Source organism: Cupriavidus metallidurans CH34 (assembly GCF_000196015.1).
Lineage (GTDB): Bacteria > Pseudomonadota > Gammaproteobacteria > Burkholderiales > Burkholderiaceae > Cupriavidus > Cupriavidus metallidurans.
In genome coordinates this window covers 1640946-1665096 of sequence record NC_007973.1, presented here as the reverse complement: position 1 = coordinate 1665096, position 24151 = coordinate 1640946, and the positions used below count along the sequence as shown (strand labels likewise).

At 65.2% G+C, this 24151-nt stretch carries 26 protein-coding genes and 1 pseudogene; 2 read left to right on the top strand and 25 right to left on the bottom strand.

The features are described from left to right. Positions 1-211 precede the first annotated feature (211 nt). Positions 212-553 (top strand): Dabb family protein, encoded by a 342-nt coding sequence (locus tag RMET_RS07765; RefSeq protein ID WP_157139102.1) that lies wholly within the window; start codon positions 212-214, stop codon positions 551-553. On the opposite strand, the gene RMET_RS34450 is transcribed toward RMET_RS07765, so the two are convergent. The 14 genes from RMET_RS34450 to RMET_RS07695 form a co-directional block, all read right to left on the bottom strand. After that, positions 543-1472 carry a response regulator gene (locus RMET_RS34450; protein WP_011516282.1) on the bottom strand — a complete coding sequence of 310 codons (930 nt, stop codon included), beginning with the start codon at positions 1470-1472 and terminating at the stop codon, positions 543-545. The two genes, RMET_RS07765 and RMET_RS34450, sit on opposite strands and share 11 nt — an antisense overlap. Further along, the gene (locus tag RMET_RS07755; RefSeq protein WP_011516281.1) at positions 1469-3208 is read right to left on the bottom strand and encodes a hydrogenase maturation protein; all 1740 of its coding nucleotides are present in this window, start codon (positions 3206-3208) and stop codon (positions 1469-1471) included. The genes RMET_RS34450 and RMET_RS07755 overlap by 4 nt, the downstream gene beginning before the upstream one ends. 98 nt (positions 3209-3306) lie before the next feature. Continuing rightward, entirely contained in the window at positions 3307-4356 is a 1050-nt protein-coding gene (hypE, locus tag RMET_RS07750; RefSeq protein ID WP_011516280.1) for a hydrogenase expression/formation protein HypE, read from the bottom strand. Positions 4357-4429: 73 nt separating this feature from the next. After that, positions 4430-5572: a hydrogenase formation protein HypD gene (gene hypD, locus RMET_RS07745; RefSeq protein WP_011516279.1), complete on the bottom strand. Its 1143-nt coding sequence runs from the start codon at positions 5570-5572 to the stop codon at positions 4430-4432. Next, entirely contained in the window at positions 5569-5805 is a 237-nt protein-coding gene (locus RMET_RS07740) for a HypC/HybG/HupF family hydrogenase formation chaperone (RefSeq protein WP_041240127.1), read from the bottom strand. The genes hypD and RMET_RS07740 overlap by 4 nt, the downstream gene beginning before the upstream one ends. Before the next feature lie 4 nt (positions 5806-5809). Next, complete coding sequence (gene hypF / locus RMET_RS07735; protein ID WP_011516277.1) at positions 5810-8167, bottom strand: carbamoyltransferase HypF; 2358 nt, start codon at positions 8165-8167, stop codon at positions 5810-5812. 13 nt (positions 8168-8180) lie between these two features. Continuing rightward, complete coding sequence (hypB, locus tag RMET_RS07730) at positions 8181-9161, bottom strand: hydrogenase nickel incorporation protein HypB (RefSeq protein WP_011516276.1); 981 nt, start codon at positions 9159-9161, stop codon at positions 8181-8183. Positions 9162-9194: 33 nt separating this feature from the next. Further along, positions 9195-9536 (bottom strand): hydrogenase maturation nickel metallochaperone HypA, encoded by a 342-nt coding sequence (hypA, locus tag RMET_RS07725; RefSeq protein ID WP_011516275.1) that lies wholly within the window; start codon positions 9534-9536, stop codon positions 9195-9197. Beyond that, positions 9529-9897 (bottom strand): hypothetical protein, encoded by a 369-nt coding sequence (locus RMET_RS33530; RefSeq protein WP_146209070.1) that lies wholly within the window; start codon positions 9895-9897, stop codon positions 9529-9531. The genes hypA and RMET_RS33530 overlap by 8 nt, the downstream gene beginning before the upstream one ends. Next, positions 9888-10187, bottom strand: coding sequence for a hypothetical protein (locus RMET_RS07715; protein WP_041240122.1), 300 nt, complete (start codon positions 10185-10187; stop codon positions 9888-9890). Before RMET_RS07715 ends, RMET_RS33530 begins: the two co-directional genes overlap by 10 nt. A 99-nt stretch (positions 10188-10286) precedes the next feature. Further along, positions 10287-11123: a HoxN/HupN/NixA family nickel/cobalt transporter gene (locus RMET_RS07710; protein WP_011516273.1), complete on the bottom strand. Its 837-nt coding sequence runs from the start codon at positions 11121-11123 to the stop codon at positions 10287-10289. Between the two features lie 61 nt (positions 11124-11184). After that, on the bottom strand, positions 11185-12558 hold the full coding sequence (locus RMET_RS07705; protein ID WP_011516272.1) for an NAD(P)(+) transhydrogenase (Re/Si-specific) subunit beta: 1374 nt from the start codon (positions 12556-12558) through the stop codon (positions 11185-11187). After that, positions 12555-12860, bottom strand: coding sequence for an NAD(P) transhydrogenase subunit alpha part 2 (locus RMET_RS07700; RefSeq protein ID WP_041240119.1), 306 nt, complete (start codon positions 12858-12860; stop codon positions 12555-12557). Before RMET_RS07700 ends, RMET_RS07705 begins: the two co-directional genes overlap by 4 nt. Further along, positions 12861-13304, bottom strand: a complete 444-nt coding sequence (locus RMET_RS07695; protein ID WP_269750009.1) for a Rossmann-fold NAD(P)-binding domain-containing protein — start codon at positions 13302-13304, stop codon at positions 12861-12863. Between the two features lie 17 nt (positions 13305-13321). Here RMET_RS07695 and RMET_RS07690 point away from each other — a divergent pair, with 17 nt between their 5' ends. Beyond that, positions 13322-14350 carry an IS30-like element IS1088 family transposase gene (locus tag RMET_RS07690; RefSeq protein WP_011516271.1) on the top strand — a complete coding sequence of 343 codons (1029 nt, stop codon included), beginning with the start codon at positions 13322-13324 and terminating at the stop codon, positions 14348-14350. Here RMET_RS07690 and RMET_RS07685 read toward each other — a convergent pair. The 11 genes and pseudogenes from RMET_RS07685 to pyk form a co-directional block, all read right to left on the bottom strand. Beyond that, positions 14339-15121 (bottom strand): Rossmann-fold NAD(P)-binding domain-containing protein, encoded by a 783-nt coding sequence (locus RMET_RS07685; RefSeq protein ID WP_196776405.1) that lies wholly within the window; start codon positions 15119-15121, stop codon positions 14339-14341. The genes RMET_RS07690 and RMET_RS07685 overlap by 12 nt on opposite strands. 186 nt (positions 15122-15307) lie before the next feature. Further along, a pseudogene (locus tag RMET_RS32130) lies at positions 15308-15439 on the bottom strand (3-oxoadipyl-CoA thiolase); the annotation flags it as partial. 9 nt (positions 15440-15448) lie between these two features. Further along, on the bottom strand, positions 15449-15952 hold the full coding sequence (locus RMET_RS07680) for a Crp/Fnr family transcriptional regulator (RefSeq protein ID WP_011516270.1): 504 nt from the start codon (positions 15950-15952) through the stop codon (positions 15449-15451). 12 nt (positions 15953-15964) lie between these two features. After that, complete coding sequence (locus RMET_RS07675; protein WP_011516269.1) at positions 15965-16471, bottom strand: hydrogenase maturation protease; 507 nt, start codon at positions 16469-16471, stop codon at positions 15965-15967. After that, positions 16455-17921: a Ni/Fe hydrogenase subunit alpha gene (locus tag RMET_RS07670; RefSeq protein ID WP_011516268.1), complete on the bottom strand. Its 1467-nt coding sequence runs from the start codon at positions 17919-17921 to the stop codon at positions 16455-16457. Before RMET_RS07670 ends, RMET_RS07675 begins: the two co-directional genes overlap by 17 nt. Before the next feature lie 17 nt (positions 17922-17938). Next, entirely contained in the window at positions 17939-18568 is a 630-nt protein-coding gene (locus RMET_RS07665) for an NADH-quinone oxidoreductase subunit B family protein (RefSeq protein ID WP_011516267.1), read from the bottom strand. Further along, positions 18565-19275, bottom strand: a complete 711-nt coding sequence (locus RMET_RS07660; protein WP_011516266.1) for a 2Fe-2S iron-sulfur cluster-binding protein — start codon at positions 19273-19275, stop codon at positions 18565-18567. The genes RMET_RS07665 and RMET_RS07660 overlap by 4 nt, the downstream gene beginning before the upstream one ends. Next, complete coding sequence (locus RMET_RS07655; protein WP_011516265.1) at positions 19272-21080, bottom strand: NAD(P)H-dependent oxidoreductase subunit E; 1809 nt, start codon at positions 21078-21080, stop codon at positions 19272-19274. The genes RMET_RS07660 and RMET_RS07655 overlap by 4 nt, the downstream gene beginning before the upstream one ends. Positions 21081-21205: 125 nt before the next feature. Next, on the bottom strand, positions 21206-21865 hold the full coding sequence (gene rpiA / locus RMET_RS07650; RefSeq protein WP_011516264.1) for a ribose-5-phosphate isomerase RpiA: 660 nt from the start codon (positions 21863-21865) through the stop codon (positions 21206-21208). Beyond that, positions 21865-22683 (bottom strand): triose-phosphate isomerase, encoded by an 819-nt coding sequence (gene tpiA, locus RMET_RS07645; RefSeq protein ID WP_011516263.1) that lies wholly within the window; start codon positions 22681-22683, stop codon positions 21865-21867. Before tpiA ends, rpiA begins: the two co-directional genes overlap by 1 nt. A gap of 35 nt (positions 22684-22718) precedes the next feature. Beyond that, on the bottom strand, positions 22719-24137 hold the full coding sequence (gene pyk / locus RMET_RS07640; RefSeq protein ID WP_011516262.1) for a pyruvate kinase: 1419 nt from the start codon (positions 24135-24137) through the stop codon (positions 22719-22721). Between the last annotated feature and the right edge of the window lie 14 nt (positions 24138-24151).

The following is a 24151-nucleotide window of genomic DNA, read 5'->3' as shown; positions in this document are numbered from 1 at the left end:
CCTCAAAAGTGGGAGGCCACCATACCCGTTTACAAAGCGAACAGGAAAGTCAATGAAATCAACGGTCTACCCAGACCACCCCCGCGCCAGTGCTAGCTTTGCGTACCGTCACTTATTGCACTGAAAACGAGGAGACCCCGTCTTCGGCGCCGCCGGACGGGCGGCGGAGGTGCTGGATCGTTGCCGCCCCTGGATCAACGTGGAGCACGTGGTGCTCTACAACGCCCCCAACCACGACGAGGTCCGGCTGCGCGCCCTGATGGCGGAAGGGCAGCGGGTGTTGTCGGAAATCCCCGGGGTGCGCGAAGTCACCGTCGGCAGCGTCGCCGACCAGAGCGCGCGGTACCGTCACTGCTGGCTGATCCGCTTCGCCGCGCCAGAGGTCATCGAGAGCTACAAGCAACACCCTACCCACGTCGCCTTCGCCGACCATCTGTTCCGCCCGGCGGCGGCGGACCGCCTGACCAGCGATTTCCGCGTCGCCGACCGGGTCACCGGCGCCTCGACGCTGCCGCTGTCGTGCGCTCCGGTCACCGAAGGCGTCACGTCATGACGCTCAAGGCGCTGCTTTTTGACGTGGACGGCACCCTCGCCGAAACCGAGCAGCTACACCGCCAGGCGTTCAATGCCACCTTCGCCGCGATGGGCCCGGCAAGTCGTTCGCCGGACCGTCCCAAGAACGACCTGGCCCCCTCGTGGAACGGCTCGGGTGGGATTCCCGAGCCGGGGGCTGTGCAAACCTGGGGCACTGGAGCCTGGAGCGTTATCGCGTTCTGCTCAAGGTCTCCGGCGGCAAGGAGCGCATCCGGCGTTTCCTGGCCGAGGACCACCCGGACCTGCTCGCCGCACGCGACGTGGACGGGTTCGTCGCTGCCCTGCACAAGGACAAGACGCGCCGCTACACCGAGGCCGTGATCGCCGGCCTCGTGGAGATTCGTCCCGGCGTGGCGCGCCAGCTGGGCGAAGCGAAGGCCGCCGGCCTGAAAACGGCCATTGTCACCACCACCAGCCGCGCCAACGTGGACGCGCTTCTTCAGCACCGGCTCGCTGGTGCGCAGCTCCAGCGCCAGGCGCTGGTTCTCGCTCTGCAGCCGGTAAAGCTCGGCGGCGTTGTGCAGGGTGAGCAGTAGCTGCTCCGGCTGCCACGGCTTGAGGATGTACTGGTAGATGCCAGCGTCATTGATGCCGGCAATGATGTCTTTGGAGTCCGTGTAGCCGGAGATGATCATCCGCACCACGTCCGGCCACTGGCTGCGCACCTGCTTGAGGAACTCCACGCCGGACATGCCGGGCATGCGCTGGTCGCAGAGCAGCAGCTGCACGAAGTCGCGCTCCATGATGCCTCGCGCCTCCCCCGCGCCGGAGGCGGTGAGCACCTCGAATTCCTCCTCCAGCGTGCGGCGCAGCGCCTCTTGGGAGCGCACCTCGTCATCCACCACCAGCACGGTGGGCAACCTGGTTTTTGTCGTCATGGCTTCACGGCCTTCAGGCGGCCTGTCCCCCAATCGATGTCGCGGTGTGCGGCCAGATGCCGCGGCGTCCACGAGTGCGGCGTGCGGCGCACGAAATGATAGCGCGCCACGTGATAGCTGGGATCGAAGCCGTAGAAGTTGCGCCGCATGTGTTCCAGCTCTTCGTCGCGATAGGCGGCCAGCGGCTTCACGGCCTCGTCGCGCACGCGCCGCGCGCGCTTCTCCTCGAGCCGCTGTGCCAGGTCCACCGCAGCGGCCAGCGCTTCGGCACGGGCCACCACCTGCACGGTGAAGGCCGCCACGTCGCCGGACAGGCAGGCATCCACCACGCCTTCCCGCGCCGCTTCCGCGGCGCCGAGGGGCAGGCGGTTCTGCATGATGGCGCGGGCGCGCGCCATGCCCACCCGCCTGGGCAGCAGGTAGGTCCAGTACTCGGAGCCGTAGAGGTTACCCATGTTCTTGTAGTGGGGGTTGAGGATCGCCGCCTCGCGCGCCCACACTTCGTCCGCCGCCAGCGCCAGGAAGGCGCCGCCGGCGCCGGCGTTGCCGCGCAGCGCGGCGACGGTGAGCTGGCCGCCGGTCTCGATGACGGCACGGGCCACGTCGTCGATGGCGTTGATGTTGCGCCAGGACTCATCGGCGGCGCTGTCCGCCGCCTCGATGAGATTGAGGTGGATCCCGTTGGACCAGAAGTCCGCACCGCCCAGGAGCACGATGACCTTCGTGGACCGGCTGCGCGCGAACTCGTAGGCGGCGAGCAGGCGCTGGCATTGCGTCGTGCCCATGGCGCCGTTGTAGAAATCGAAATGCAGGTAGCCGACGCCGCCGGCCTCATGGTAGCGCAGCGGGCTCCAGTCTCCCTCCTCTTCGCGCCACAGGGGCACGGTGTACTCGGGCAGATCCTTCGTCTCCTCGGCGAAGGCCAGGGTGGCAGGCAGCTTCAGCGCATCATCGCGGTCGGCGCGCTTCGCATGGCCGATCCACACCGCGCCATCCACCGTGGCGCGCAGCACTGCACCCTCACGCCGCCCCAGCAGCGCGCCCGGCTCGCCCCGCAGGCGGTACTCCGCATGGGCGTCGAAGAGATGACAGGGCACGCCGAACAGTTCGTCGCGCACGCCGGGGAAACCGTCCGCCGCGTGGAGCTTGCGCAACACCTGCTCGGTGCTCTCGCGCTGCCAGTCGATGCTACGGTCTTCCTGCTTCATGAGCGGACGCAGCCGGCCGCGCACGTTTGGATCCGCATAGTCCAGCGGCCGCGGGCGGAATGCGCCGGAACGATACACGGCGTAGCGCCCGACCGCCGCCAGCACCGCGCGGGTCGCCGCCGCCGTCACCTCGTTGCGGTAGAGGCTGCTCTTCTTCGCCAGGCACATGGGAAAGGTCTCGGTGGCCCAGATGTCGCCGGCATCCATCTCGCCGTTGGCCTGCAGCACCGTGACGCCCCACTCATCCACACCCTCCTGGATCGTCCAGTCCAGCGCCGAGGGACCGCGATCGCCGACGATGCCCGGATGCACCACCAGGCAAACGTGCTGGCGCCAGATGGACTCGGGTATCGCCCGGCGCAGATAGGGCGCCACGATGAGATCCGGCCGGAACAGCGCGACGGCCTCCTCGGCCACGCTGTCGGCGATGTCGAACTCGATGGACACCTCGTGCCCGCGCCCGGTGAGTTCCACGTAGAGGCGCTGGGTGAGGTTGTTGAAGCTGTGGGTGAGGAAGAGTATTCGCATGAATCACGCTGCATTAAACGCCGAGGCGCCGAGGCGCCGAGAAAACCTGTTCTGAATTCCTCCGCGTCTCGGCGTCTCTGCGTTTCAAAATCAACCTCTCAACATATTCTCGGCAACTGCTCACCGGAGAGCCAATCGACGATGCGCCGTCCGCCGAAGGCGGTCTTCATCTGCACGAAGTGATGAGGATCTTCGGTGACTTCGCCGATGACGGCGGCGCGGGCCCCCAGGGGATGGGCACGCATCACTTCCAGCAGTCGATCTGCATCGCCCGCCGCGCAGATGGCGACGAGCTTGCCCTCGTTGGCGACGTAAAGCGGATCCAGGCCAAGGAATTCGCAGGCGGCCGCCACCTGCGGATTCACCGGAATCGCCGCCTCGTCCAGCATCATGCCCACGCCGGCCTGCCGGGCGATCTCGTTCAGCGTGGTGGCGACGCCGCCGCGGGTGGGATCGCGCAGCACGTGGATGTCGGGCACCGCCATCACCATCGCCGTCACCAGGCCGTGCAGGGCCGCGGTGTCGGAGACGATCTCGGTGTCGAAGCGCAGGTTCTCCCGCTGCGACATGATGGCCATGCCGTGGTCGCCGATGGCACCGGAGACGATGATGCGGTCGCCCGGCCGGGCCCGCTCGCCGCTGATACTCACGCCCTCGGGCACGACGCCGACGCCGGTCGTAGTGATGAAAACACCGTCGCCCTTGCCCTGCTCGACGACCTTGGTATCACCGGTGATGATGGGCACCCGCGCTTCCTGCGACGCCTGGGCCATGGAGTCCACGATGCGCCGCAGGTCCGCCAGCGGAAAACCCTCCTCGATGACGAAGCTGGCGGCGAGGTAGAGCGGCCGGGCGCCGGCCATGGCCACGTCGTTGATGGTGCCATGCACCGACAGGCCGCCGATGTCGCCGCCGGGGAAGAACAGCGGCGACACCACGTGGGCATCAGTGGCCATCACCATGCGCCCCGTGGTGACGGCGAAACAGGCCTGATCGTTCAACTGGCGCAGCCACTCATTGTCGAAAGCGCGCAGGAACAGCTCGTCGATCAACTGCGCCATGGCGCGCCCGCCGCCGCCGTGGCTCATGTCAATGCGGCCGTGCTTGAAATCCAGCGGCCGGATATAGCCTTTCTTCACTTCGCTCATCGTCGATCCTCACCGCAGAGGCGCCGAGACACGGAGAAAACTCTGCGCCTCTGCGTCTCTGCGGTTAAATTCATCAAGCTGCCACCACCACTTCGATGTCCTTGAACCGCCCGTAGCTGTAATGCGCCGCGCACGCCCCTTCGCTCGACACCATGCAGGAGCCCATCGGATTCTCCGGCGTGCACGCGGTGGCGAAGAGCTTGCAGTCGGTGGGCTTCTTCACGCCGCGCAGGATGGCGCCGCATTCGCAGGCCTTGTTGTCGGGCACCGGCCGGTAGGCGAGGCCGAAGCGGGCCTCGGCGTCGAACAGGCGGTAGCTGGCGCGGATGCGCAGGGCGCTGTAGGGCACCTCGCCCAGGCCGCGCCATTCGAAGGAGCAGCGCAGCTCGAAGACTTCCGACACCAAGGCCTGGGCCTTCTGGTTGCCGTCTCGGGTGACGGCGCGAGTGAATTCATTCTCCACCTCGGCTCTGCCCTCGTTGACCTGCGTCACCAGCATGAGGATGGCCTGCATCACGTCCAGCGGCTCGAAGCCGGCGATCACCACCGGCTTGCGGTACTCCTCGGCGAAGAATTCGTAGGGCCGACTGCCGATCACGGTGCTGACATGGGCGGGGCCGACGAAGCCGTCCAGCGGCACGGTACCCAGCTTGCGCACCTCCGGCGACTCGAGGATGGTGATGATGGCCGAAGGCGTCAGCACGTGGTTGCACAGCACACTGAAGTTGGTGACGCGGGCCGCCTCGGCCTGCTTGATCACCAGCGCGGTGGGCGGCGTGGTGGTCTCGAAGCCGATGGCGAAAAACACCACTTCGCGCTGGGGATTCTGCTGGGCGATGGCCAGCGCGTCGGCCGCCGAGTAGACCATGCGGATGTCCGCACCGCGGGCCTTGGCCTTGAGCAGCGACAGGCTCTCGGAGGCGGGGATGCGCAGCGTGTCGCCATAGGAGCAGAGGATCACACCACGCTCCAACGCGAGCTTGATGGCGAGATCGATGCGGCCGATGGGCAGCACGCACACCGGGCAGCCGGGGCCGTGGATCATGCGCACGTTGGCGGGCAACAGATCGCTGACACCGTAGCGGGAGATGGCGTGGGTGTGGCCGCCGCAGAACTCCATGAAACTGTAGCTGCGCCCGGAGTCGGCGTCGCGGGCGATCTTCGCCGCCAGGGTACGGGCCAGCTCGCCGTCCCGGAATTCGTCCACGTATTTCATGACGCACCCTCCGTCTGCACCATGCCGGCTTCGGCGAACAGCTTCAGGGTGCGTTCCGCCTCTTCGGGATCCAGCTTCGTCAGTGCGTAGCCCACGTGCACGATGACGTAGTCGCCCACGGCGACGTCATCCACCAGCGCCAGCGAGATCTCCTTGCGCACGCCGCCCAGGTCGATGAGGGCCATGTCGTTGTCGAGTTTCTCCGCGATGCGTGCGGGTATAGCAAGGCACATGTTTCTACTCTTCCATAAGTTGAGGCGCCCACCGCAGCGCCACCCAGGCCTGACCGAGGGCGATGCCGCCGTCATTGGACGGCAGCTGCTGCGCCGTCAGCACGGTCAGGCCGCGTGCCGCCAGGCGTCGACCCAGGTTGCGGACGAGGATGTGGTTGAGGAAGCAGCCGCCGCCGAAGGCGACGGTGCGCACGCCGGTGTCCTGGACCGCCGCGACGGCCCAAGCTTCCAGCGCCGCCACCAGCGTAGCATGGAATTGCGCCGCACCGCGCGCCGGGTTTGCTTCGGCGGACAGCGCCTCCAGCAGCGGCAGCAGATCCAGGACGTTGTCCGCGCCGATGCGCCAGGCATCGCGCAGCGCCAGCCCCTCGCCCCAGCGCTCGGCCAGCCCTTCCAGCAGCATCGCCGCCTGGCCCTCGTAGGCCATGGTCTCGCGCGTGCCCAGCAGGCCGGCGGCGGCGTCGAACCAGCGGCCCATGCTGGAAGTGAGCGGCGCGTTCAACCGCTGGGCCAGCATGCGGTTCACCATCTTCGCCCCCGGCTGCTGCGGAAAGCGCTCTGCGATCTCCTCGCCACGCCCCATCAGGTGCAGCGCGGCGGCAGCCATGCGCCAAGGCTCGCGCGCCGCGCGGTCGCCGCCGGGCAGCGGCAGCCGGCGCAAGTGACCGAGGCGTTTGCAGGAGCCGCCGTCCACCAGCAGCAGTTCGCCACCCCACGCTTGGCCATCATTGCCCAGGCCGACGCCGTCCAGCGCCAAGCCGATGGCGGGCCCGTCCGAGCGGTGCTCGGCCAGCACCGCAGCGATGTGGGCGTGATGGTGCTGCACGGCGACGGCGGGCACGGCCCATTCCGCCGCCAGTTCCGCCCCGTGGCGCGTGCTGAAGAATTCCGGATGCAGGTCGTGGGCGACGAGCCGCGGCTGGATGTCCAGCACCTGCCGCAGATGGGCCACCGCCTCGATCATCGCCTCACAGGTGGCGGCGTTGTCGAGATCGCCCACATGCTGGGAAACGAAGGCTTCGTCACCGCGGGTCAGGCACACGGTGTTCTTGAAGTAGCCGCCCAGCGCCAGCACCGACGGACCGCTGCGGGCGAGCTTGATGGCACGCGGTATGTAACCCCGAGCACGACGAATGAATTGCTGCGATGGGTGATCGGTGGGTTCGGCTCTCACCACAGAATCATCACAGCGCACCAGGATCTCGCGGTCGTGAAGGAGGAAGGCATCGGCGATGCCGGCGAGGCGTTGCAGCGCCACATGGTTTCGGATGACCAGCGGCTCGCCGCCGGGGTTGGCGCTGGTCATCACCAGCACCAGCGGCTGCGGCTGCGTGAGCCAGGCGAGCCCGTCGGGCCGGCCGGCCGCCTCGTGGAACAGCAGGTACTGCAGCGGCGTATGGGGCAACATCACGCCCAGCCAGGCGAGTCCCGGCGCCACGCCGTGCAGCTGCTCGTCGACGATGCGCTGCTTGCGCAGCAGCACGATGGGGCGCTCCGGCGCCGCGAGCAGGATCTCTGCGCCGCTGCAGACATCGCCCCACTGCGCCGCCGTCACCGGGTTGGCGACCATCACCGCGAAGGGCTTCTCCTCGCGCTGCTTGCGGTCGCGCAGCCGCGCCACCGCCTCGGCATTACGCGCGTCACAGGCGAGATGGAAGCCGCCCAGGCCCTTGATGGCGACGATCTCGCCGCGCAGCACGCGCGCCACCGTTCCGGCAATCGGGTCTACGCCCGGCACCGGCATGCCCTGCGCATCGAGCAGCATCAAGCTGGGGCCGCAATCCGGACAGGCGTTGGGCTCGGCGTGGAAGCGGCGATGCTCCGGCGCTTGGTACTCGCCCAGACAGGGCGGGCACTGCGGGAACGGCGCCATGCTGGTGGTGGCGCGGTCGTAGGGCAGCGCGCGCGTCAGCGTGTAGCGCGGGCCGCACTGGGTGCAGTTGATGAAGGCGTAACGGTAGCGCCGGTCCGCGGGGTCGAAAAGCTCCGCCAGGCAGTCGGCGCACACCGCCGTGTCGTGGCCGATGGCGGTGTGCACGGCGGCATCGGAACGGTTGCTCTCGAGGATGGCAAAGCCGTCGGCGTCGGCTTGTACCGCGCAGCGTTCCTCGCCGATCTCATCCACTCGCGCCAGGGGCGGCGCGTCGCGGCGCAGCCGCTCGCGCAGCTCGGCGATGGCCGCGGCGCTCCCCTGGACCTCGATGTCCACGCCGGCGCCGTCGTTGCGCACCCAGCCGGCGACGCCCAGTTCCTGCGCCAGGCGATAAACGAAGGGCCGGAAGCCCACGCCCTGCACCACGCCGCGCACGCGGATGCGGATGCGGACGGGCCGGGGCTGGCGCTGGGTTCGCGGCATCAGCATGCGGGCTCGGCGATCAGCGCTTGAGCACCGCCAGCTCCGCTTCCAGCTCGGCGACGCGGGCGCGCAGCAGGTCCACGTTCTGGCTGCGCTTGGCGCGCTGGCCGACCAGTCCTTCAGTGATCCACGCCAGCCACTCGGCGAAGCCTTCACCGGTGGTGGACGAGGTGCGGATCACGTGCAGCGCGGGATTCACGCGCCGGGCATACTCGATGGTCCGCTCCACGTCGAAGGACAGGTGCGGCAGCAAATCGCACTTGTTGAGCAACATCAGGCTGGCAGCCCGGAACATGTCCGGATACTTGAGGGGCTTGTCTTCCCCCTCGGTGACGGAGAGGATCACCACCTTGTGGGCTTCGCCCAGGTCGAAGGCGGAAGGACACACCAGGTTGCCCACGTTCTCGATCAGCAGCACGCTCTCGTCCTGCGGCCGCAGCTGCTCCAGGGCGTGACCTACCATGTAGGCGTCCAGGTGGCAGCCCTTGCCGGTGTTGATCTGCAGGGCGCGCACGCCGGTGGCGCGGATGCGCTCGGCGTCGAAGGAGGTCTGCTGGTCGCCCTCGATGACGGCCAGCCCGCAGGTGGATTGCAGCGCCTCGATGGTGCGCACCAGCAGCGTGGTCTTGCCGGAGCCGGGGCTGGAGACGAAGTTCAGCGCGAACACGCCGTGCTCATCGAACCAGCGGCGGTTCTGCGCCGCGTAGGCGTTGTTCTTGCCGAGGATGTCCTGCTCGATTTTCACCATCCGCGCCTGGCTCATGCCTGGGGCATGGGCACCAGCGGGTCCGTGACCGTAGTGCAGATGGTCGGTGCCGCGCACGGCGCGGTGGGCATGAGCGTGGTCGTGGTCATGATCCGCGTAATGGTGATCCTGTTCGTGAGGAGGGTGGGCATGGGCATGGACGGTGCCGTCGGCATGCACGTGCTCGTGCGTATGCTCCAGTTCCTGGCCTTCGATGCGGGTTTCGCCGGCGCCGCAGCCGCAGATGGTACACATGATTCGATTCTGTCTCCTTGTCCTGACGTGAGGTTACGCCACTTCCAGATCCCTGACGCGCATTTCCGTGCCGCCAGTGGGCTGCACCTGGCTGCTGCCGCAGCGCGGGCAGGAGTCGTACAGCGCATTGACCGGCACCGTCTCACTGCACTGCAGGCACCAGCCCGTGCCGGGGATATCCACGATCTCCAGACGCGCCCCTTCCGCCAGGCTGCCGCGCACCACCACGTCGAAGCAGAAGCGCAGCGCCTCCGGCTCGACGCTGGACAGCCGGCCGATCTCCAGCCTCACCGCGGTCACTTGGGAGAAGCCTTGGCTCCGTGCCGCGTCCTCGACGATCTGCAGCACGCCCTCGGCCAGCGACATCTCATGCATCGTGCAGCCTGACCTCGTCAGCGACGCAGGGATCGAGCGTCAGCGCCAAGGCGTCCAGATAGGTTTTCAATGTCTCGTCGTCGGTCGCGCGCTTGCCGAGGGCCTCGATGCGAAAGGCACCCTGCGGATGAAAATCCCACTCAGTGGAGGCAACGATCGCGGAGCGCCGGACGTGCGCACCGCTCGCCTGCAGGCAGTGTAGCAGCATGTCACGCGCCGTGTCCACCCGCGAGCAGCCTGTCGGAGTGCGCCGTGCAAAGGCGCTGTCTTTCAGCGGGTGCGAATCCCGCCCAGCCACTTTCGCTCCGGCCGGTAGCAATCGGGGCAGACGTGGAGCAACCGTGTTCAAAATCAAGCGCATTTCGCTATCCACGGCGTCTGGGTTTTGAGGATGGCATTCATGATAGTCAGCAGTTTGCGCAGCAGGCAACGACCACGACCTTGTCCGGCTTGCCGGGGGGTGACCAGCGCCTCGGCGACGGTATCCATTTGCTGGGCGATCATCAGTAGTCCACGGGCGATCCGAAGCGAGGTACCGTGCGCCATTCGTTGGTCGGCGCAGTGCTGCCGAAATTGCTCTCGGGCGTCCGCCAACGGCCCTTGACGATGGCGCGCCGAGGCAGAGGGATATTTGAACAATCGCTCAAACATGATCGGATCTCAGTAGTGTCCGGTTAAAAATCTGCGCAGCTTAAACGCTACGTTGCCAGCCGGGTAGACGAATGCGGCGCGTGGCCGGATGCGGCCCGGCTATTCGACGAACCGCATGGGCCGCGCCGCTGCCACCGCCGGCACCCGGGTCAGGCGCAGCGCAAGAAAAAAGCTACCAGCGATGACGCACACCACGGACAGCCCGAAGGCCAGCTCCTTGCCGTCGCTCCAGGCGTCCACGGCGGGCAGCAGTTGCCTCATGACGCCGAAGGCCGCCACCAGCAGGCTGGTGCCTGACACCGCCAGGCTCATGACGCGGGAGGCGACGAGGGCCATCTGGTCGGTGCGGCGGATGAGGCGGGAGATCCACAGCCCGTTGATGCCATCCATCACCAGCATGCCGAGGGTGAACAGCAGCCCGAGCGCCAGGGCGTGGCCCCATCCGCCATACTGCGCGCCGGCGGCGGCGAACAGGGCGGCCTGGCTGACGGTGTCGAAGGACAGGGCGAACAGCGCGCCGACGGCGGCGACGGCCAGGGGATGGGAGGCATGCTGCAGCCGACCGAGCCAGCGGCCCTTCAGACCCACGGGCTGCACCACCTCGTCGTGCCGCGTGGTGAGCACGGCGCGCAGGTTGATGACGCCGAGCGCGACGAGGAAGCCGATGGAAATCCAGGCACCGCTGGCCTCCAGCCAGCCGGGCACCTGCCAGCGGCGGGCCAGGGTGCTGACGGCCAGGGCGATGGCGATGACCACCGTGCCGTGCCCCAGCGAGAACAGGATGCCGCAGGCACGGGCGACGGGGGCGCCATGGCGCAGGTTGAAACGGGTCAGGCCATCGATGGTGGCGAGATGATCGGCATCGAAGCCGTGCTTGACGCCCAGCATGAAGACCAGCGCGGCCAGGGCCACCCAATCGTTCGGCAGTGCTTCCATTCCGCTCCCCTGGACTAGGTTATGAAGAAATTCTACTTCATCTTAATTTGACTGTATCAAATTAGACCTCCAGCGCCTTCACATGGGTGATGACTTCGCCGATGATCTGCTGCGCACTGCCGTACAGCATGCGGCAGTTGTCCTTGAAGAACAGCGCATTCTCGATGCCCGAGTAGCCCGCGCCCTGCCCGCGTTTCACGACGATGACGTTCTGCGCCATGTCGACGTTGAGGATCGGCATGCCGTAGATCGGGCTCGACTTGTCGGTGCGCGCGACCGGGTTCACGACGTCATTCGCGCCGATCACGAGCGCCACATCCGCCTGCGGGAAGTCGGCGTTGATCTCCTCGAGGTCGAAGATCTTGTCGTAGGGCACGCCGGCCTCCGCGAGCAGCACGTTCATGTGACCCGGCATGCGGCCCGCGACCGGATGGATCGCGAACACGACCTCGACGCCACCTTCTTCCAGCAACTGCGCCATCTCCCACACCTTGTGCTGCGCACCGGCGACCGCCATGCCGTAGCCCGGCACGATGATGACCTTGGACGCGTAGCGCATCACCGAAGCGCCGTCCAGTGCGGAGAGCTCCTTCATCGAGCCCCCGATCGCCTCGCCACCACCCGCCGCCGCGCCGGTGATCGGCGTGAAGATGATGTTCTTGATCGGGCGGTTCATCGCCTTCGCCATCAACTGCGTCAGCAGCGTACCGGACGCACCGACGACGATGCCCGCGACGATCAGCGCCGGGTTGCCGAGCACGTAACCCTCGAAACCGACCGCGAGGCCTGTGAATGCGTTCAGGAGCGAAATCACAACCGGCATGTCGGCGCCGCCGATCGGGCTGGTGAGGATTGCGCCGAGGGCAAGCGCAACCACGAAAAATGCGATCACCATTTCTGACGCCGGAGTGCTGCCAAAGATGATCGCGCCGCCGAGCACCAGGGCAATCCCGGCGAGCGCAACATTCACCACGTTCTGCGCCGGCAGCCGCCACGCCTTGGTCATGATGCCCTGCAGCTTTGCGAAGGCGATGCATGACCCCGAGAACGCCACCGAGCCGATCAGCGCACCAAGCACCGCAAGCGTCGCAGCGAAGCCGCCATGCATGCTGCCGCGCGCGAACTCGAGCGCTGCGATCGCCGCTGCCGCGCCGCTGCCCATGCCGTTGTAGATCGCGACCATCTGCGGCATGTCAGTCATCTTGACGACCTTGCCGGACCACCACGCGACGGCACCGCCGAGCACAATGGCGGTGATCATCAGGCCGTAATTTTCCATGCCCGGTTTAAGCAGTGTGATAAGGGTGGCCGCGACCATCGCGTAGCCGGCCCACACGATGCCCTTGCGGGCGGAGACCGGCGAGCTCATCGCCTTCAGGCCGAGAATGAAGACCACGGCCACTGCGAAGTACGCCAACTGGATGACGTCGCTCATTGCGCACCTCCCGCCTTGTTGGCGCCCGGCTTGAACATCGCGAGCATGCGCTCGGTCACGACGTAACCGCCGGCAGCGTTCGCCGCGCCGAGGAACACTGCGACGAAGCCGATCGCGAGTTGCACCGAATCGGCCGGATCGGCGTCGCCGAGCACCACCATCGCACCGACGAGCACGACGCCGTGCACGAAGTTCGAGCCCGACATCAGCGGGGTATGCAGGATCACCGGCACGCGCGCGATCACCTCGTAACCGGTGAACGCGGCCAGCATGAAGATATACAACGCGGCAATGCCTTCCATTCAAGCCACCTCCATTTCGGCCATGAGTCCCAGCGCCTTCCGCACGCCCACGTGTTTGAGCACCCCCGCGTGGGTGAGGCAGGTACCGGCGATCACTTCGTCTTCCCAGTCGAGCGCGAGTGTGCCCTCCTTGATGAATGGCGAGAGGAAGTTGAAGAGGTTCCTGGCGTACATCTCGGACGCGTGCACGGGCATGCGGCTGGCGATGTGGGCCGGGCCGATGACGAGGACGTCGTTGATCCAGGTCTTCTTGCCCGCAACCGTGCCCTCGACATTGCCGCCGGATTCGGCCGCCATATCGACGACGACCGCACCCGGCTTCATCCGCGCGATCATGTCGGCGGTGATGATGCGCGGGGCGCGCTTACCGGGGACGGCGGCGGTCGTGATCAACGCGTCGCACTGCGCAACGGCCTTGGCGGCCTCAATTCCGAAGTGCAACACCGAGAATTGAGGCCAAGATGACCAAGAAAAATTACCAGCAGTTGAGTGAGACCGAACGCCATGCGATAGCCCTGGGGCTGCAGCAAAAGCAAAGCCTCAGCGCCATAGCCAGGGCCCTGGGGCGTGACAAGAGCACTATCAGCCGCGAGTGCAATCGCAATGCAGGCGGCAAGGGCTACGCCTCCAAGTTCGCCCAGCAGCGCAGTGACAATCGCAAACGCCAAGCCCGTCCCAGCCCCAAGCTGCACCGCCAAGGGCCCTTGTTCCCGCTGGTTTGCGACTACCTGCGCCACAAGTGGTCGCCCCAGCAAATCGCCAACGAACTCCAGCGTCTTCACCCACAGGATCGCCGCTTGCAAGCCTCACACGAAAGCATCTACACCTGCATCTACGCCCAGCCCCGGGGAGAGCTCAAGAAGGAGCTGGTGTCCTGCCTGCGCATGGCCCACGCCAAACGTTGGCCCCGCTCCAGGGGAAAGGATCGCCGCAAGGAGACGCAAGACTTGCTGAGCATCCATGTGCGAGCACCCGAGATCGAGGATCGCCAGTTGCCCGGCCACTGGGAGGGTGATCTGATCAAAGGCAAGGCTAACGCCAGTGCGATTGGCACGCTGGTCGAGCGCACCACCCGTCTGGTGGTGCTGGTCAAGCTGCCACACCCCAACCCCGCCACAGCGGCGCATGTACTGCAAGCCTTCAGCGACAAGCTCAAGACAATAGCCCAGCCGATGCGCCAGACCCTGACCTACGACCGGGGCAGCGAGATGGCCGAGCACCGCCAGCTCAGCGAGAACACAGGCATGAAGGTGTACTTCTGCGACCCCTACAGTCCCTGGCAAAGGGGGAGCAACGAGAACACCAATGGGCTCTTGCGCCAGTACTTCCCCAAGGGGACTGATCTGAGTGGCTACAGCCAGGAGCAGTTGGACGCTGTGGCCGATGAGCTCAATGGACGGCCCAGGATGACTCTGGGGTGGCGCAAGCCCATCGAGGTCTATGCCGAGCATTTGGCGCGGCTGGCCCAGCAGCCGGATTTAGTGCATTGAGTTTTTGTTGCACTTGGACTTGAAACCGCCCTTCGCGAGGCGCTCCGCCTGCTTCGCCTTTTCCTCGTCCGTGAGCTCGCGCGCGTAGCCGCCCGTGCCCTCTGCCGACACGCCGGTGTCGACGAATTTCGCGCCGAGCGACTCGATCTGCTCGCGCGTCTCGGCACGCACGTCATAGGCTTCCACCATCGCGCCGATCCGCCGCGCCGTGGCGATCGCCTGCAGCCCCGCGACGCCCGCCCCGATCACGAGCACCTTCGCCGGACGGATCGTGCCCGCGGCGTAGGTCAGCATAGGGAAAAACTTTGGGCAGTGATCGGCCGCGATCAGCGCGCACTCGTAGCCCGCAACCGCGGCCTGGCTCGACAGCGCGTCCATGCTCTGCGAGCGGGTGATCCGCGGCAGCAGCTCCAGCGCAAACGAAGTGATCTGCTTGTCCATCAGCTGCTGCGCGCGTGTCGCATCCGACCACGGCTGCAGCATGCCGAGCAGCACGCTGCCCGGCTTCATCGTTGCGATCAGTTCTACCGACGGCGGTTGCACGCACAGTACGACATCTGCGGTTGAATACACTTCTTCCGACTTTGCGGCAAAGCGAACGTCCCCGAACATCTCGTCGCGCAGATGCGCGGGCTGGCCGGCACCGGACTGTATCAGCAGTTGCGCGCCGAGCCCGAGATATCTTTTGACCACGTCCGGCACGACACACAGGCGACGCTCGCCATGCACAGTTTCAGTCGGCACTCCAATTGTCAAAGGCATGGTTTTCATCCTCTTGTGCTGATCGCTGCGCGCCCGGCTACAGACGGGACCGAGCAAGTTCAAGGGGGTCATATCGCTAGCGAACATTAGGAAGACTCAGCCGGATCACCGAGCCGTTCAATGATCCGGCCAAAGCCCGGCGGCGGGGAGGAAGCAAACGCCACCAGGAGACGACGCATACAAATCAGGACGATTTCAGACACGCTCCAACACGGCTGCGATGCCTTGGCCGATCCCGATGCACATGGTGCAGATCACATCCAGGCCACCGGCGACGTGCAGTTGATTCACCGCCGTGGTAACGAGGCATGCGCCGGATGCGCCCAGCGTTGGCGTTTAACTCCGTCCCTTGCCCCCCGTCGAGATGTACTGTTGCAACTCCATCTCGTGCTCTCCGACGGTGGCAACCACGTGGTGGACGCGCTTGATGATGGCGCGCATGAAATTGTAGATGAGCAACGGCTGTTCCGTGATCAGCGGCTCGATGCCGTCCGCGTTGAAGCAGAGAAGAGATGCTTCGCCCAGCGCGCGAACCGATAACGTATACGGGGTTTGGTCGACAAAGCTCAACTCACCGACCAGATCGCCCTCTTCGTACACGTGCACGATGCGCTCCTTGCCCACGGCGCTTCGCGCCTTGACAAGGGCCAAACGCCCTTCGGTCACGATATAGAAGCTGCTCGCGCTCTCTCCTTGTCGGTAGAGAAACTCACCATCCTTGAGGCGGCACTCACTGACGGCATGTTCTGCAAGGATGCCGGCGCCATCTCGGCCGATATACTCGCCCAATGGGGCTTCATAGATCATCGTGGCGATCCTGTCGATTTCCAGTTCTTTCATTACGTTCTCCGTCTAACTAAATTCACGAGACTCGACACTCCGCCGCATCGCGAGATAAGCGGTCGCATCGTCCAGGTTTTGCCTTGCCCTCTGGGTCAACCCCATTTTGAGTTCCCATTCATACCCCCTGATCGCGAGCACATACACTTCGGGCAAGCGCTGAAAACACTGTTGACAGGTCGCCATGATCGATGGAATCGAGATCGCGTGCGAGGTAAAGCTGAAGTCCATTTTCGGTTCTGCGCGCTCCAACGTGAATGATTCCACCGAGGCGTCCTTCGTGGCATCGATAAACAACACCCGCCTCTTGCGGCTGATGAGGTCGGCATCCTCGAGATGCAGTTGATAGTGCCTCTGGATTTCCGCTTTCGGGCACAGCGACTCCGCTTCCAGCCAGTCGATCAAGGCCCAGCCCAGTCCGTCGTCCTGCCGACCGACGTTGCCGATGCCATAAATCAGGCTCGACGGATCGTCGAAATCCTCAAGGGTCACGAGGGGAAACTCAGCGGGTGCGTTCATCGATCAGCCCCCCCGCCGCGTCATAGACCGAAACCACCAGCGGCATCTGCCCCAGGGCGTGGGTGGCGCAGCTCAGGCAAGGATCGTATGCGCGTATGCCCACCTCGATGGCGTTCATCATGCCCTCGGTAATCTCGCCGTGCCCGCCCAGGTAGTCCTCGGCGACGCTGCGCACCGTGCGATTCATGACCTGGTTGTTTTGAGTGGTGGCGACGACCAGGTTGGCGAAGGTGATATTGCCGCGCTCGTCGGCACGGTAATGGTGGAGCAAGGTTCCACGTGGCGCTTCGACCACACCGACCCCTTCGCCGGTCCACGCGCCGGCGGGCGGCGTCAACACCAGCTGATCCTTCTGCAGGTCCGGGTCGTGCAGCAATTCCCTGATGACCTCCGCGGCGTGGAGGATTTCTATGGCCCGTGCCCAGTTGGTGTGCAGGGTCATGTTGTTCGCCCGCCCCTTCGTGTAGGCATGGAAGCGTTCCAGCGCCTCCTGGGCGAGCGGCGTCGAGAGCGTCTTCGTCACGTTCATGCGGCCCAGCGGCCCGACGCGCACCGAACCCTTTTCCCTTCCCAGGTCTTTGAGGTAAGGGAACTTCATGTAGCTCCACTCCTCGACCGCTTCGCTGAAGTGATCCAGGTAGTCGTGATAATCGAGTTCGCGGACGATGTTCTTGTCGTCGTCGACGATACGCAGCTTGCCGTGGTAGTAGTCCACATTGCCGTCGGCATCGACCAGGGACATGTTGAGTGCGGGTACGTCGGCGAAACTGTCCACCTGCGCCCGGTGCTTTTCATGGAAGTCGTAGAACAGGCGCAGTCCATCCTGTGCGAAGTCGATGACCTGATCCATCGCCAGAAGGCCTTCTTCCCCGTTCAGCAAACGGTCGCGCTCGGCAATGCTCAGATTCTTGTTGACGCCACCGGGCACCGAGTTGATGCCGTGCATTTTTTTGCCGAACACCACCTTGATGACTTCCTGGCCCCATTTGCGCAGCATCACGACTCTTTTCACCAGCTCGGGATCGGCCTCAATCAGGCCGAGCACGTTGCGCTGCTCAGGCGGCGCGTCCATCCCGAACAGCATCTCCGGCACGATCAGATAGAAATAGGCCGTCGTATGGGATTGGAGCATCTGCGCGTAGTGGCCGAGGCGGCGCATTTTCTCCGCGGCCGGTGTGACATCGATGCCGGATTTCAGGCCGACACCGACCATGTCGTCCAGCGCCTTGGCCCCGCACAGGTGGTGGCTGACAAAGCAGATGCCGCAGATACGCTGCAGAAACATCGGCGCCTCCCAGTAGGGATGGCCCTGGATGAACTTTTCGAAACCCCGGAATTCCACGACGTGCAGCTTGGCGTCGATGACGTTATTGTCGTCATCCAGGTGCACCGTGACCTTGCCGTGACCCTCGATACGGGTCACGGGATCGATAACCAGTTTTCTGCTCATGACATTACCTCCGTTTATCAATCGTAGCGATTGATCGAGCTCGGCAAATCGAATGGACGCCCGTTGACCAGATCGTCCAGGACCTTGAAGATGGCGTCTCCATCCGGAGGACACCCCGGGATGAAATAATCCATCTTGACCACCTCATGACAGGGGTAAACCTTGGTGGTGATCCTGGGAATATCCGGATGGAACGGGATGACGGCCTTGGCGCCCGCCACGGCGGTCGCCGAGTTGACGTAGGCCTCCGCCAGGCAGTCCTTCAGCTCGACGACGTTGCGCATCGCGGGCACACCGCCCCACACCGCGCACGCCCCGACCGAGATCAGGATGTCGCAGTTCTCGCGGAAGTGCTCCAGCGTTTCGATGTTCTCCTCGTTCGCAACGCCGCCTTCGACGAATCCGATCGCACAGCGCTCGGGGATTCGTTTGATATCGGTCAGCGACGAGCGCAGGATGGTGATTTTCTCCAACAGCGGCAGGAGCCGCTCGTCCATGTCGAGAAAGGACAAGGTGCAGCCCCAGCAACCGCACAGACCGATCATGGACACCTTGATCTTGCCCTCGCGGTTTGCGGCCAGCGCCGGATCCATCGGCGTCGCAGGCAACTCGTGCGACGCAAGCTCGTTCTTTGCGGCGGTGCTCATTTGTCCACTCCTTCCAGGCCCAGCGCGCGTGCGCGCACCGACTGGATTTCGTACTTGCGTTGTCCGATGGGGTCGTCGTAGCCGACCCGTTTCTCGAGAATGGTGCCAACCGGGCAGATCGCAACCGCTTCCTTGACTTGCTCCGGCGGCATGGCGTTCGCGAGTTCGACATCGATTTCGATGCGCGACTCGGAACCGCGCTGGCTGATGCTGAAGATCTTCCTGCCGGTCGCCTTGTCGCGGATGAACTCGACACAGCGCTGGCAGAAGATGCAGCGATCCCGCTCCAGCCAGATCTTCTCCGAAGCCTGGTCCTGTACGCGAACCGGGAAACGGTACGGGAAGCGCGAGACCATCATGTCCACCTCGTAGCCGACCGCCTGCAGCTGGCAACGGCCACTCTTTTCGCAGCTCGGGCAGTTGTGGTTTCCCTCCGCGAACAGGAATTCGACCAGCGCCTTGCGCATATCGACCATTTCAGGGCTATTGACCTCGACATTCAAGCCCTTGGAGACCCGCACCGTACACGCCGCGTTCACGTTGCCATTCACTTTTACCGAACACACCCGGCAGGTGCCAAGACAGGGCTTGTCCTTGAGGTAGCACAGCGTCGGGATATACACGCCGTTTTCTGCGGCGACGTCCACCAGCGTTCGCCCTTCCTCCGTCGTGACCGTGATGCCGTCGATCGTGATCTGAATGCTCATTTTTTTGCCTCCTCCAGTTCCTTCAGCGCCTTCTCATGCCCGCCCAAGGCGGTATCGAGGTCGAACGACGGCAGCAGCGGGCCCTCGTGCCTCACCAGCTTGTCCTGATAGATCTCGGGAAACTTCTCCAGCGTCGTCAGGATGGGTTTGGGAGAGGTGGCGCCAAGACCACATCGACTGGTCTTGCGCACCAGCGCTCCCCAACTGACCATGTCGTCCAGATCCTTCTGGCACGCCTTGCCGGCGATCACCCATTCGACCTTCCTGTGCAGGTCGACGTTGCCGGCCCGGCACGGCACGCAAATGCCGCAGGACTCATCGACGAAGAACTGCATGTAGTCCTTGACGATGTCCAGCAGGTCACGGTTCCGGTTGAAGATCGTGAACGCACCATTGCAGGAAAGATCCTCGTACGCGAGCCTGCGTTCGCCATCCTTCTCCACCGACACGCACTCACCCGAGGGCCCGCTGATCTGAACGGCCCGCGCCTCCTTCGCTCCGACCATCGCCAGTACCTCGTTGAGCGTCACGCCCCATTCCACCTCGTAGATCCCCGGCTTGCTGCAATCGCCGGCAACACTCAGCAGTCGGGTGCCGGCGGAGTCCGGCGTTCCCATCGCACTGAACCAGTCGGCGCCTTCCTCCATGATTCGGGAGACGGCGGCAAAGGTCTCGACGTTGTTGACGCAGGTGGGTTTTCCCAGATACCCCTGCTGCACCGGAAAGGGAGGTTTCACCCGTGGCGTGCCGCGTTTTCCCTCGCAGGACTCGATGAGGGCCGACTCGTCACCGCAGATATAAGCGCCGGCCCCCATCTGAATACGGATATCGAAATCAAAGTCCCGCCGGACGCCAATAGCGCGTCCCAGCAACCCGTCATCCCTGAGCTGCTGAAGCTGTCGTTCCAGATAATCCTTGAGATAAAAGTACTCCGCGCGGAGGTAAACGATGCCATGGCGGCAGCCGATGGCATGGGCGGCGATCGCCATTCCGATGAATACCTCCTTGGGCGAGCGTGTCAGCAGGGCCCTGTCCTTGAAGGTCCCGGGCTCGCCTTCGTCGGCATTGCAGATGACGTACTTCGTGTCGCTCAAAGCACGCCGGCAAAGCTGCCACTTCAGCCCGGTCGTGAACCCGGCGCCCCCGCGTCCGCGCAGCTTGGATTCGATGATCTCGTCGATCACCTGTTCGGGCCTGAGCGTCAGGCAGTGGTCGAGCACGGCCTTGAAATCCGTCCTGCCACGGAAGAATACCGGCCCCTTCGTGCGCACATTGGATTCCACCAGGGCATCGACATAGGCGATATCGTCGCTGGGCAACCCGGCCGGGTTCGCGATCTCGGCCGGGGACCGCCCCTGTTTCAGCTGGGCGATGATGTCTGCGATCTTTCCGGGCCTCAGGCGGGTGAATACCACCTTGTCGATCAGCATCGCCGGCTCCTGATCGCTGAGTCCGATACAGGGCGTTTCGAACAGGCCGAACATTCCATTCGGGTCGGTTTCGCCGAAACGGACTCCAGTCTCGCGCTCGAGGGCATCGTGCACCGCCTGATAGCCGTTCATCTTGGCAATCACGGAATTGCACAGGTAAATCCGATGCTTTCCCGACGGTTTGTCATGGAAAAGATGGTAGAACGACGCTGTTTCCCGAATGTCGAGTGGGGACAGGTTCAACTCGGCCGCTAGTTGCGGCAGCACCTCATCGGGAATGTGCCCGTACAGATGCTGAACATCCCAAAGTATGTCCATCAGACGGGCTCTGTCTGAGCGGTAACGCTCAAGTATTGTCCGGATGTCTTTGCTCATGTGTCTCCTCCTTGGTGGTCGAAGCGATTCAGGGTCTGGCGCCCGCTGCTAGCATTGTCGCCCCTTTTTCGCTGATCTTGCAATGAGCGAATCGTGAGCATTACGATCGCATATCTCTAACGCAGTCAGAACTGCAGCGTGAGCACACCCTCGGGGGTGCCCAGCAGGCACGCATGGGCGCGGTGGCGCGCGAACAGTCCGACCGTCACCACGCCGGGCCACTGGTTGATCTCGGCCTCCAACGCCGGCGGGTCGGCGATGGCAAGGCCGTGCACGTCGAGGATCGGGTGGCCGTTGTCGGTGACGACACCCTTGCGCAGAACGGCACGGCCGCCGATCGCCGCGAAGCGGCGGGCGATGCGCGTGGCGGCGACGTCGATCACCTCGACGGGTAGCGGGAACCGTCCCAGCACCTCGACTTTCTTGGATGCGTCGGCGATGCACAGGAAGCGCTGCGCCAAGTCGGCCACGATCTTCTCGCGCGTGAGCGCCGCACCGCCACCCTTGATCATGTGACCGTGCGGGTCGATCTCGTCGGCGCCATCCACGTACAGAGCCAGTTGTTCGACTTCGCCGGCCTCGAGGACTCGAATGCCATGCCCGCGCAGCCTGGCCGTGGTCGCATTGCTGCTCGACACCGCGCCGGCGATGCCCTCGCGAAGCGAGGACAGCGCGTCGATGAAGTGGTTCACCGTCGATCCGGTACCCACGCCGATGATGCTGCCGGGCAGCACGTGCGGCAGCGCCGCACGGGCGACCATGGCCTTGATCTCGTCCTGCGTCATTAAGTGTTCTCCTGCGCGAGCCGCTGGGCCGTGATGGCCACGGCCATGAACTCGTCGACGTTCAGCGACGCCCCGCCCAACAGGCCGCCATCGATGTCGGGCATGGCGAGCAGCTCGCGTGCGTTCGCTCGCTTCATGCTGCCGCCGTAAAGGACGTGCAGCGACGCTGCGATGGCCGGGTCCGCCTCGGCCAGTCGGCCACGGATGAAGGCGTGAACGTCCTGCGCCTGGGCGGGTGTGGCCGTTTTGCCCGTGCCGATCGCCCACACGGGCTCGTAGGCCACGACCGCATCGGCAAACGCACTCGCCCCGGCCAGATCAAGCACCGCCTGGAGCTGGCGCGCCACCACATCCTCGGTCGCACCTTGCTCGCGCTCCGGCAGCGACTCGCCGACGCACAGCACCGGCGTCATTCCGGCTTGGCGGACCGCAAGGAACTTGCGCGCCACGACGGCGTCGTTCTCGCCGAACAGCGTGCGCCGCTCGGAGTGGCCGACCAGCACACAGGCGCAGCCGAACTCCCGCAACATCTGGGCCGATACTTCGCCGGTGAAGGCACCGTCTTCATGCCCCGAGACGTTCTGTGCGCCCCAGGCCATGCCGCTGGCGCCCAGGCGGCGCTGCGCCTCGGGCAGGTAGGTAAAGGGTGGGAACAGTACCAGTTGCACACGGTCCAGGCGTGCCACGGCACCGTCGGCGATCGCCGCCGCCAGCGCCTGTACGCCGGCCAGACTGCCGTTCATCTTCCAGTTGCCGGCCACCAGCAGTCGTCGGCGTTGGCCGCGAACTGGGTGCGGCGGGAGGGGGGTCGGGTCCATCGGGGGGCTCTTTGGTCTGTTAAGAGGGACTGGATTCACACCGTCGCGATGCGCATGAGATTCGTCGTGCCGGGCGTGCCGAACGGCACGCCGGCAATGACGACGAGGGTCTGCCCGCCCTGGGCGAATCCTTCCTGGCAGGCGACCGCGCAGGCTTTCGCGGTCATCTGATCGACATCGGCCACGTCCTCGATGTGCACCGAGTGGATGCCCCAGGCGAGCGCCATGCGGCGCGCGACGCGCAAATGCGGCGTCAGGCTCAGTACCGGCGCCTCGGGACGCTCACGGGCGACACGCAGGCTGGTGTGGCCCGAGCTCGTGTAGCAGACGATGGCGCTCGCATGCATCAGCGCGACGGCATGGCGCACGGCGCAGCACACGGCGTCGGCGGCACCCGCGCCAGCCGGCGCGCTCGGGCGCGACGCGTTCATCAGCTGCAGGTACTGCGGATCGCCCTCCACTTCGGTGATCAGGCGGCTCATCATGTCCACCGCCTCGACCGGATAGCGGCCGGCAGCGGATTCGGCGGACAACATGACCGCGTCGGCGCCGTCGTAGATCGCAGTGGCCACGTCCGAGGCCTCGGCGCGCGTAGGCACCGGGCTCGTCACCATCGATTCAAGCATCTGCGTGGCCACGATCACCGGCCGTCCGAGCCGGCGGCAGGTGCGGAGGATGCGTTTCTGTATCCCGGGCACGCGCTCGGCCGGCAACTCCACGCCCAGGTCACCGCGCGCCACCATCACGGCGTCGGCGCATTCGGCGATGGCTTCCAGTTGTTCGACCGCCGACGGCTTCTCGAGCTTCGCAACGATGGCCGCGCGTTCGCCGATCAGCTTTCGCGCCTCGACGACGTCTTCGGGCCGCTGCACGAACGACAGGGCGATCCAGTCCGCACCGAGGTCCAGCGCCAGCGCCAGATCGCGCCGGTCCTTGGCGGTCAGTGCGCTGATGGGTAGCAGCACGCCGGGCACGTTGACGCCCTTGCGATCGGACAGCTTGCCGCCGGCCACCACGCGCGTATCGGCGAAGTCGGCGCCGCAGCGTTCGACGATCAGCCGCAGCTTGCCGTCGTCGAGCAGCAGTTCGGCGCCCGGCGCCAGCGCCGCGAAGATCTCCGGATGCGGCAGGCCGACGCGGCGCGCGTCACCCGGCGCCGTGTCGAGCTCGAGGCGGAACGGCTGCGATTCGTCCAGCATCACCGAACCCGCGGCGAAAGTGCCCACGCGCAGCTTCGGACCCTGCAGGTCGGCCAGGATGCCAATCGGGCGGCCGGCCTCGCGCTCGAGTTCACGCAGGATGGCGAAGCTGGCCCGATGCGCCGCCTCGTCGCCGTGACTGAAGTTCAGGCGAAAGACATCGACACCGGCGGCGAACAGCCGGCGGATGGTGTCCTTGTCGGAACTGGACGGGCCGAGCGTGGCGACGATCTTGGCGTTGCGGTTGCGGCGCATGGTGTGGCGGGCCT

Bases quoted from the DNA above. Each gene is read 5' to 3' on its own strand.
- RMET_RS07660 (WP_011516266.1), bottom strand. From the start codon at position 19,275: ATGAGCATTCAGATCACGATCGACGGCATCACGGTCACGACGGAGGAA.
- pyk (WP_011516262.1), bottom strand. From the start codon at position 24,137: ATGCGCCGCAACCGCAACGCCAAGATCGTCGCCACGCTCGGCCCGTCC.
- RMET_RS07705 (WP_011516272.1), bottom strand. From the start codon at position 12,558: ATGAGCGACGTCATCCAGTTGGCGTACTTCGCAGTGGCCGTGGTCTTC.
- RMET_RS07685 (WP_196776405.1), bottom strand. From the start codon at position 15,121: ATGAAAACCATGCCTTTGACAATTGGAGTGCCGACTGAAACTGTGCAT.
- RMET_RS33530 (WP_146209070.1), bottom strand. From the start codon at position 9,897: ATGCGCTTGATTTTGAACACGGTTGCTCCACGTCTGCCCCGATTGCTA.
- RMET_RS07755 (WP_011516281.1), bottom strand. From the start codon at position 3,208: ATGCGAATACTCTTCCTCACCCACAGCTTCAACAACCTCACCCAGCGC.
- RMET_RS07740 (WP_041240127.1), bottom strand. From the start codon at position 5,805: ATGTGCCTTGCTATACCCGCACGCATCGCGGAGAAACTCGACAACGAC.
- tpiA (WP_011516263.1), bottom strand. From the start codon at position 22,683: ATGGACCCGACCCCCCTCCCGCCGCACCCAGTTCGCGGCCAACGCCGA.
- rpiA (WP_011516264.1), bottom strand. From the start codon at position 21,865: ATGACGCAGGACGAGATCAAGGCCATGGTCGCCCGTGCGGCGCTGCCG.
- RMET_RS34450 (WP_011516282.1), bottom strand. From the start codon at position 1,472: ATGACGACAAAAACCAGGTTGCCCACCGTGCTGGTGGTGGATGACGAG.
- RMET_RS07710 (WP_011516273.1), bottom strand. From the start codon at position 11,123: ATGGAAGCACTGCCGAACGATTGGGTGGCCCTGGCCGCGCTGGTCTTC.
- RMET_RS07665 (WP_011516267.1), bottom strand. From the start codon at position 18,568: ATGAGCACCGCCGCAAAGAACGAGCTTGCGTCGCACGAGTTGCCTGCG.
- RMET_RS07670 (WP_011516268.1), bottom strand. From the start codon at position 17,921: ATGAGCAGAAAACTGGTTATCGATCCCGTGACCCGTATCGAGGGTCAC.
- RMET_RS07700 (WP_041240119.1), bottom strand. From the start codon at position 12,860: ATGGAAGGCATTGCCGCGTTGTATATCTTCATGCTGGCCGCGTTCACC.
- RMET_RS07655 (WP_011516265.1), bottom strand. From the start codon at position 21,080: ATGAGCAAAGACATCCGGACAATACTTGAGCGTTACCGCTCAGACAGA.
- RMET_RS07680 (WP_011516270.1), bottom strand. From the start codon at position 15,952: ATGAAAGAACTGGAAATCGACAGGATCGCCACGATGATCTATGAAGCC.
- hypA (WP_011516275.1), bottom strand. From the start codon at position 9,536: ATGCATGAGATGTCGCTGGCCGAGGGCGTGCTGCAGATCGTCGAGGAC.
- hypB (WP_011516276.1), bottom strand. From the start codon at position 9,161: ATGTGTACCATCTGCGGCTGCGGCGCCGGCGAAACCCGCATCGAAGGC.
- hypF (WP_011516277.1), bottom strand. From the start codon at position 8,167: ATGCTGATGCCGCGAACCCAGCGCCAGCCCCGGCCCGTCCGCATCCGC.
- hypD (WP_011516279.1), bottom strand. From the start codon at position 5,572: ATGAAATACGTGGACGAATTCCGGGACGGCGAGCTGGCCCGTACCCTG.
- RMET_RS07715 (WP_041240122.1), bottom strand. From the start codon at position 10,187: ATGTTTGAGCGATTGTTCAAATATCCCTCTGCCTCGGCGCGCCATCGT.
- RMET_RS07675 (WP_011516269.1), bottom strand. From the start codon at position 16,471: ATGAACGCACCCGCTGAGTTTCCCCTCGTGACCCTTGAGGATTTCGAC.
- RMET_RS07690 (WP_011516271.1), top strand. From the start codon at position 13,322: ATGACCAAGAAAAATTACCAGCAGTTGAGTGAGACCGAACGCCATGCG.
- hypE (WP_011516280.1), bottom strand. From the start codon at position 4,356: ATGAGCGAAGTGAAGAAAGGCTATATCCGGCCGCTGGATTTCAAGCAC.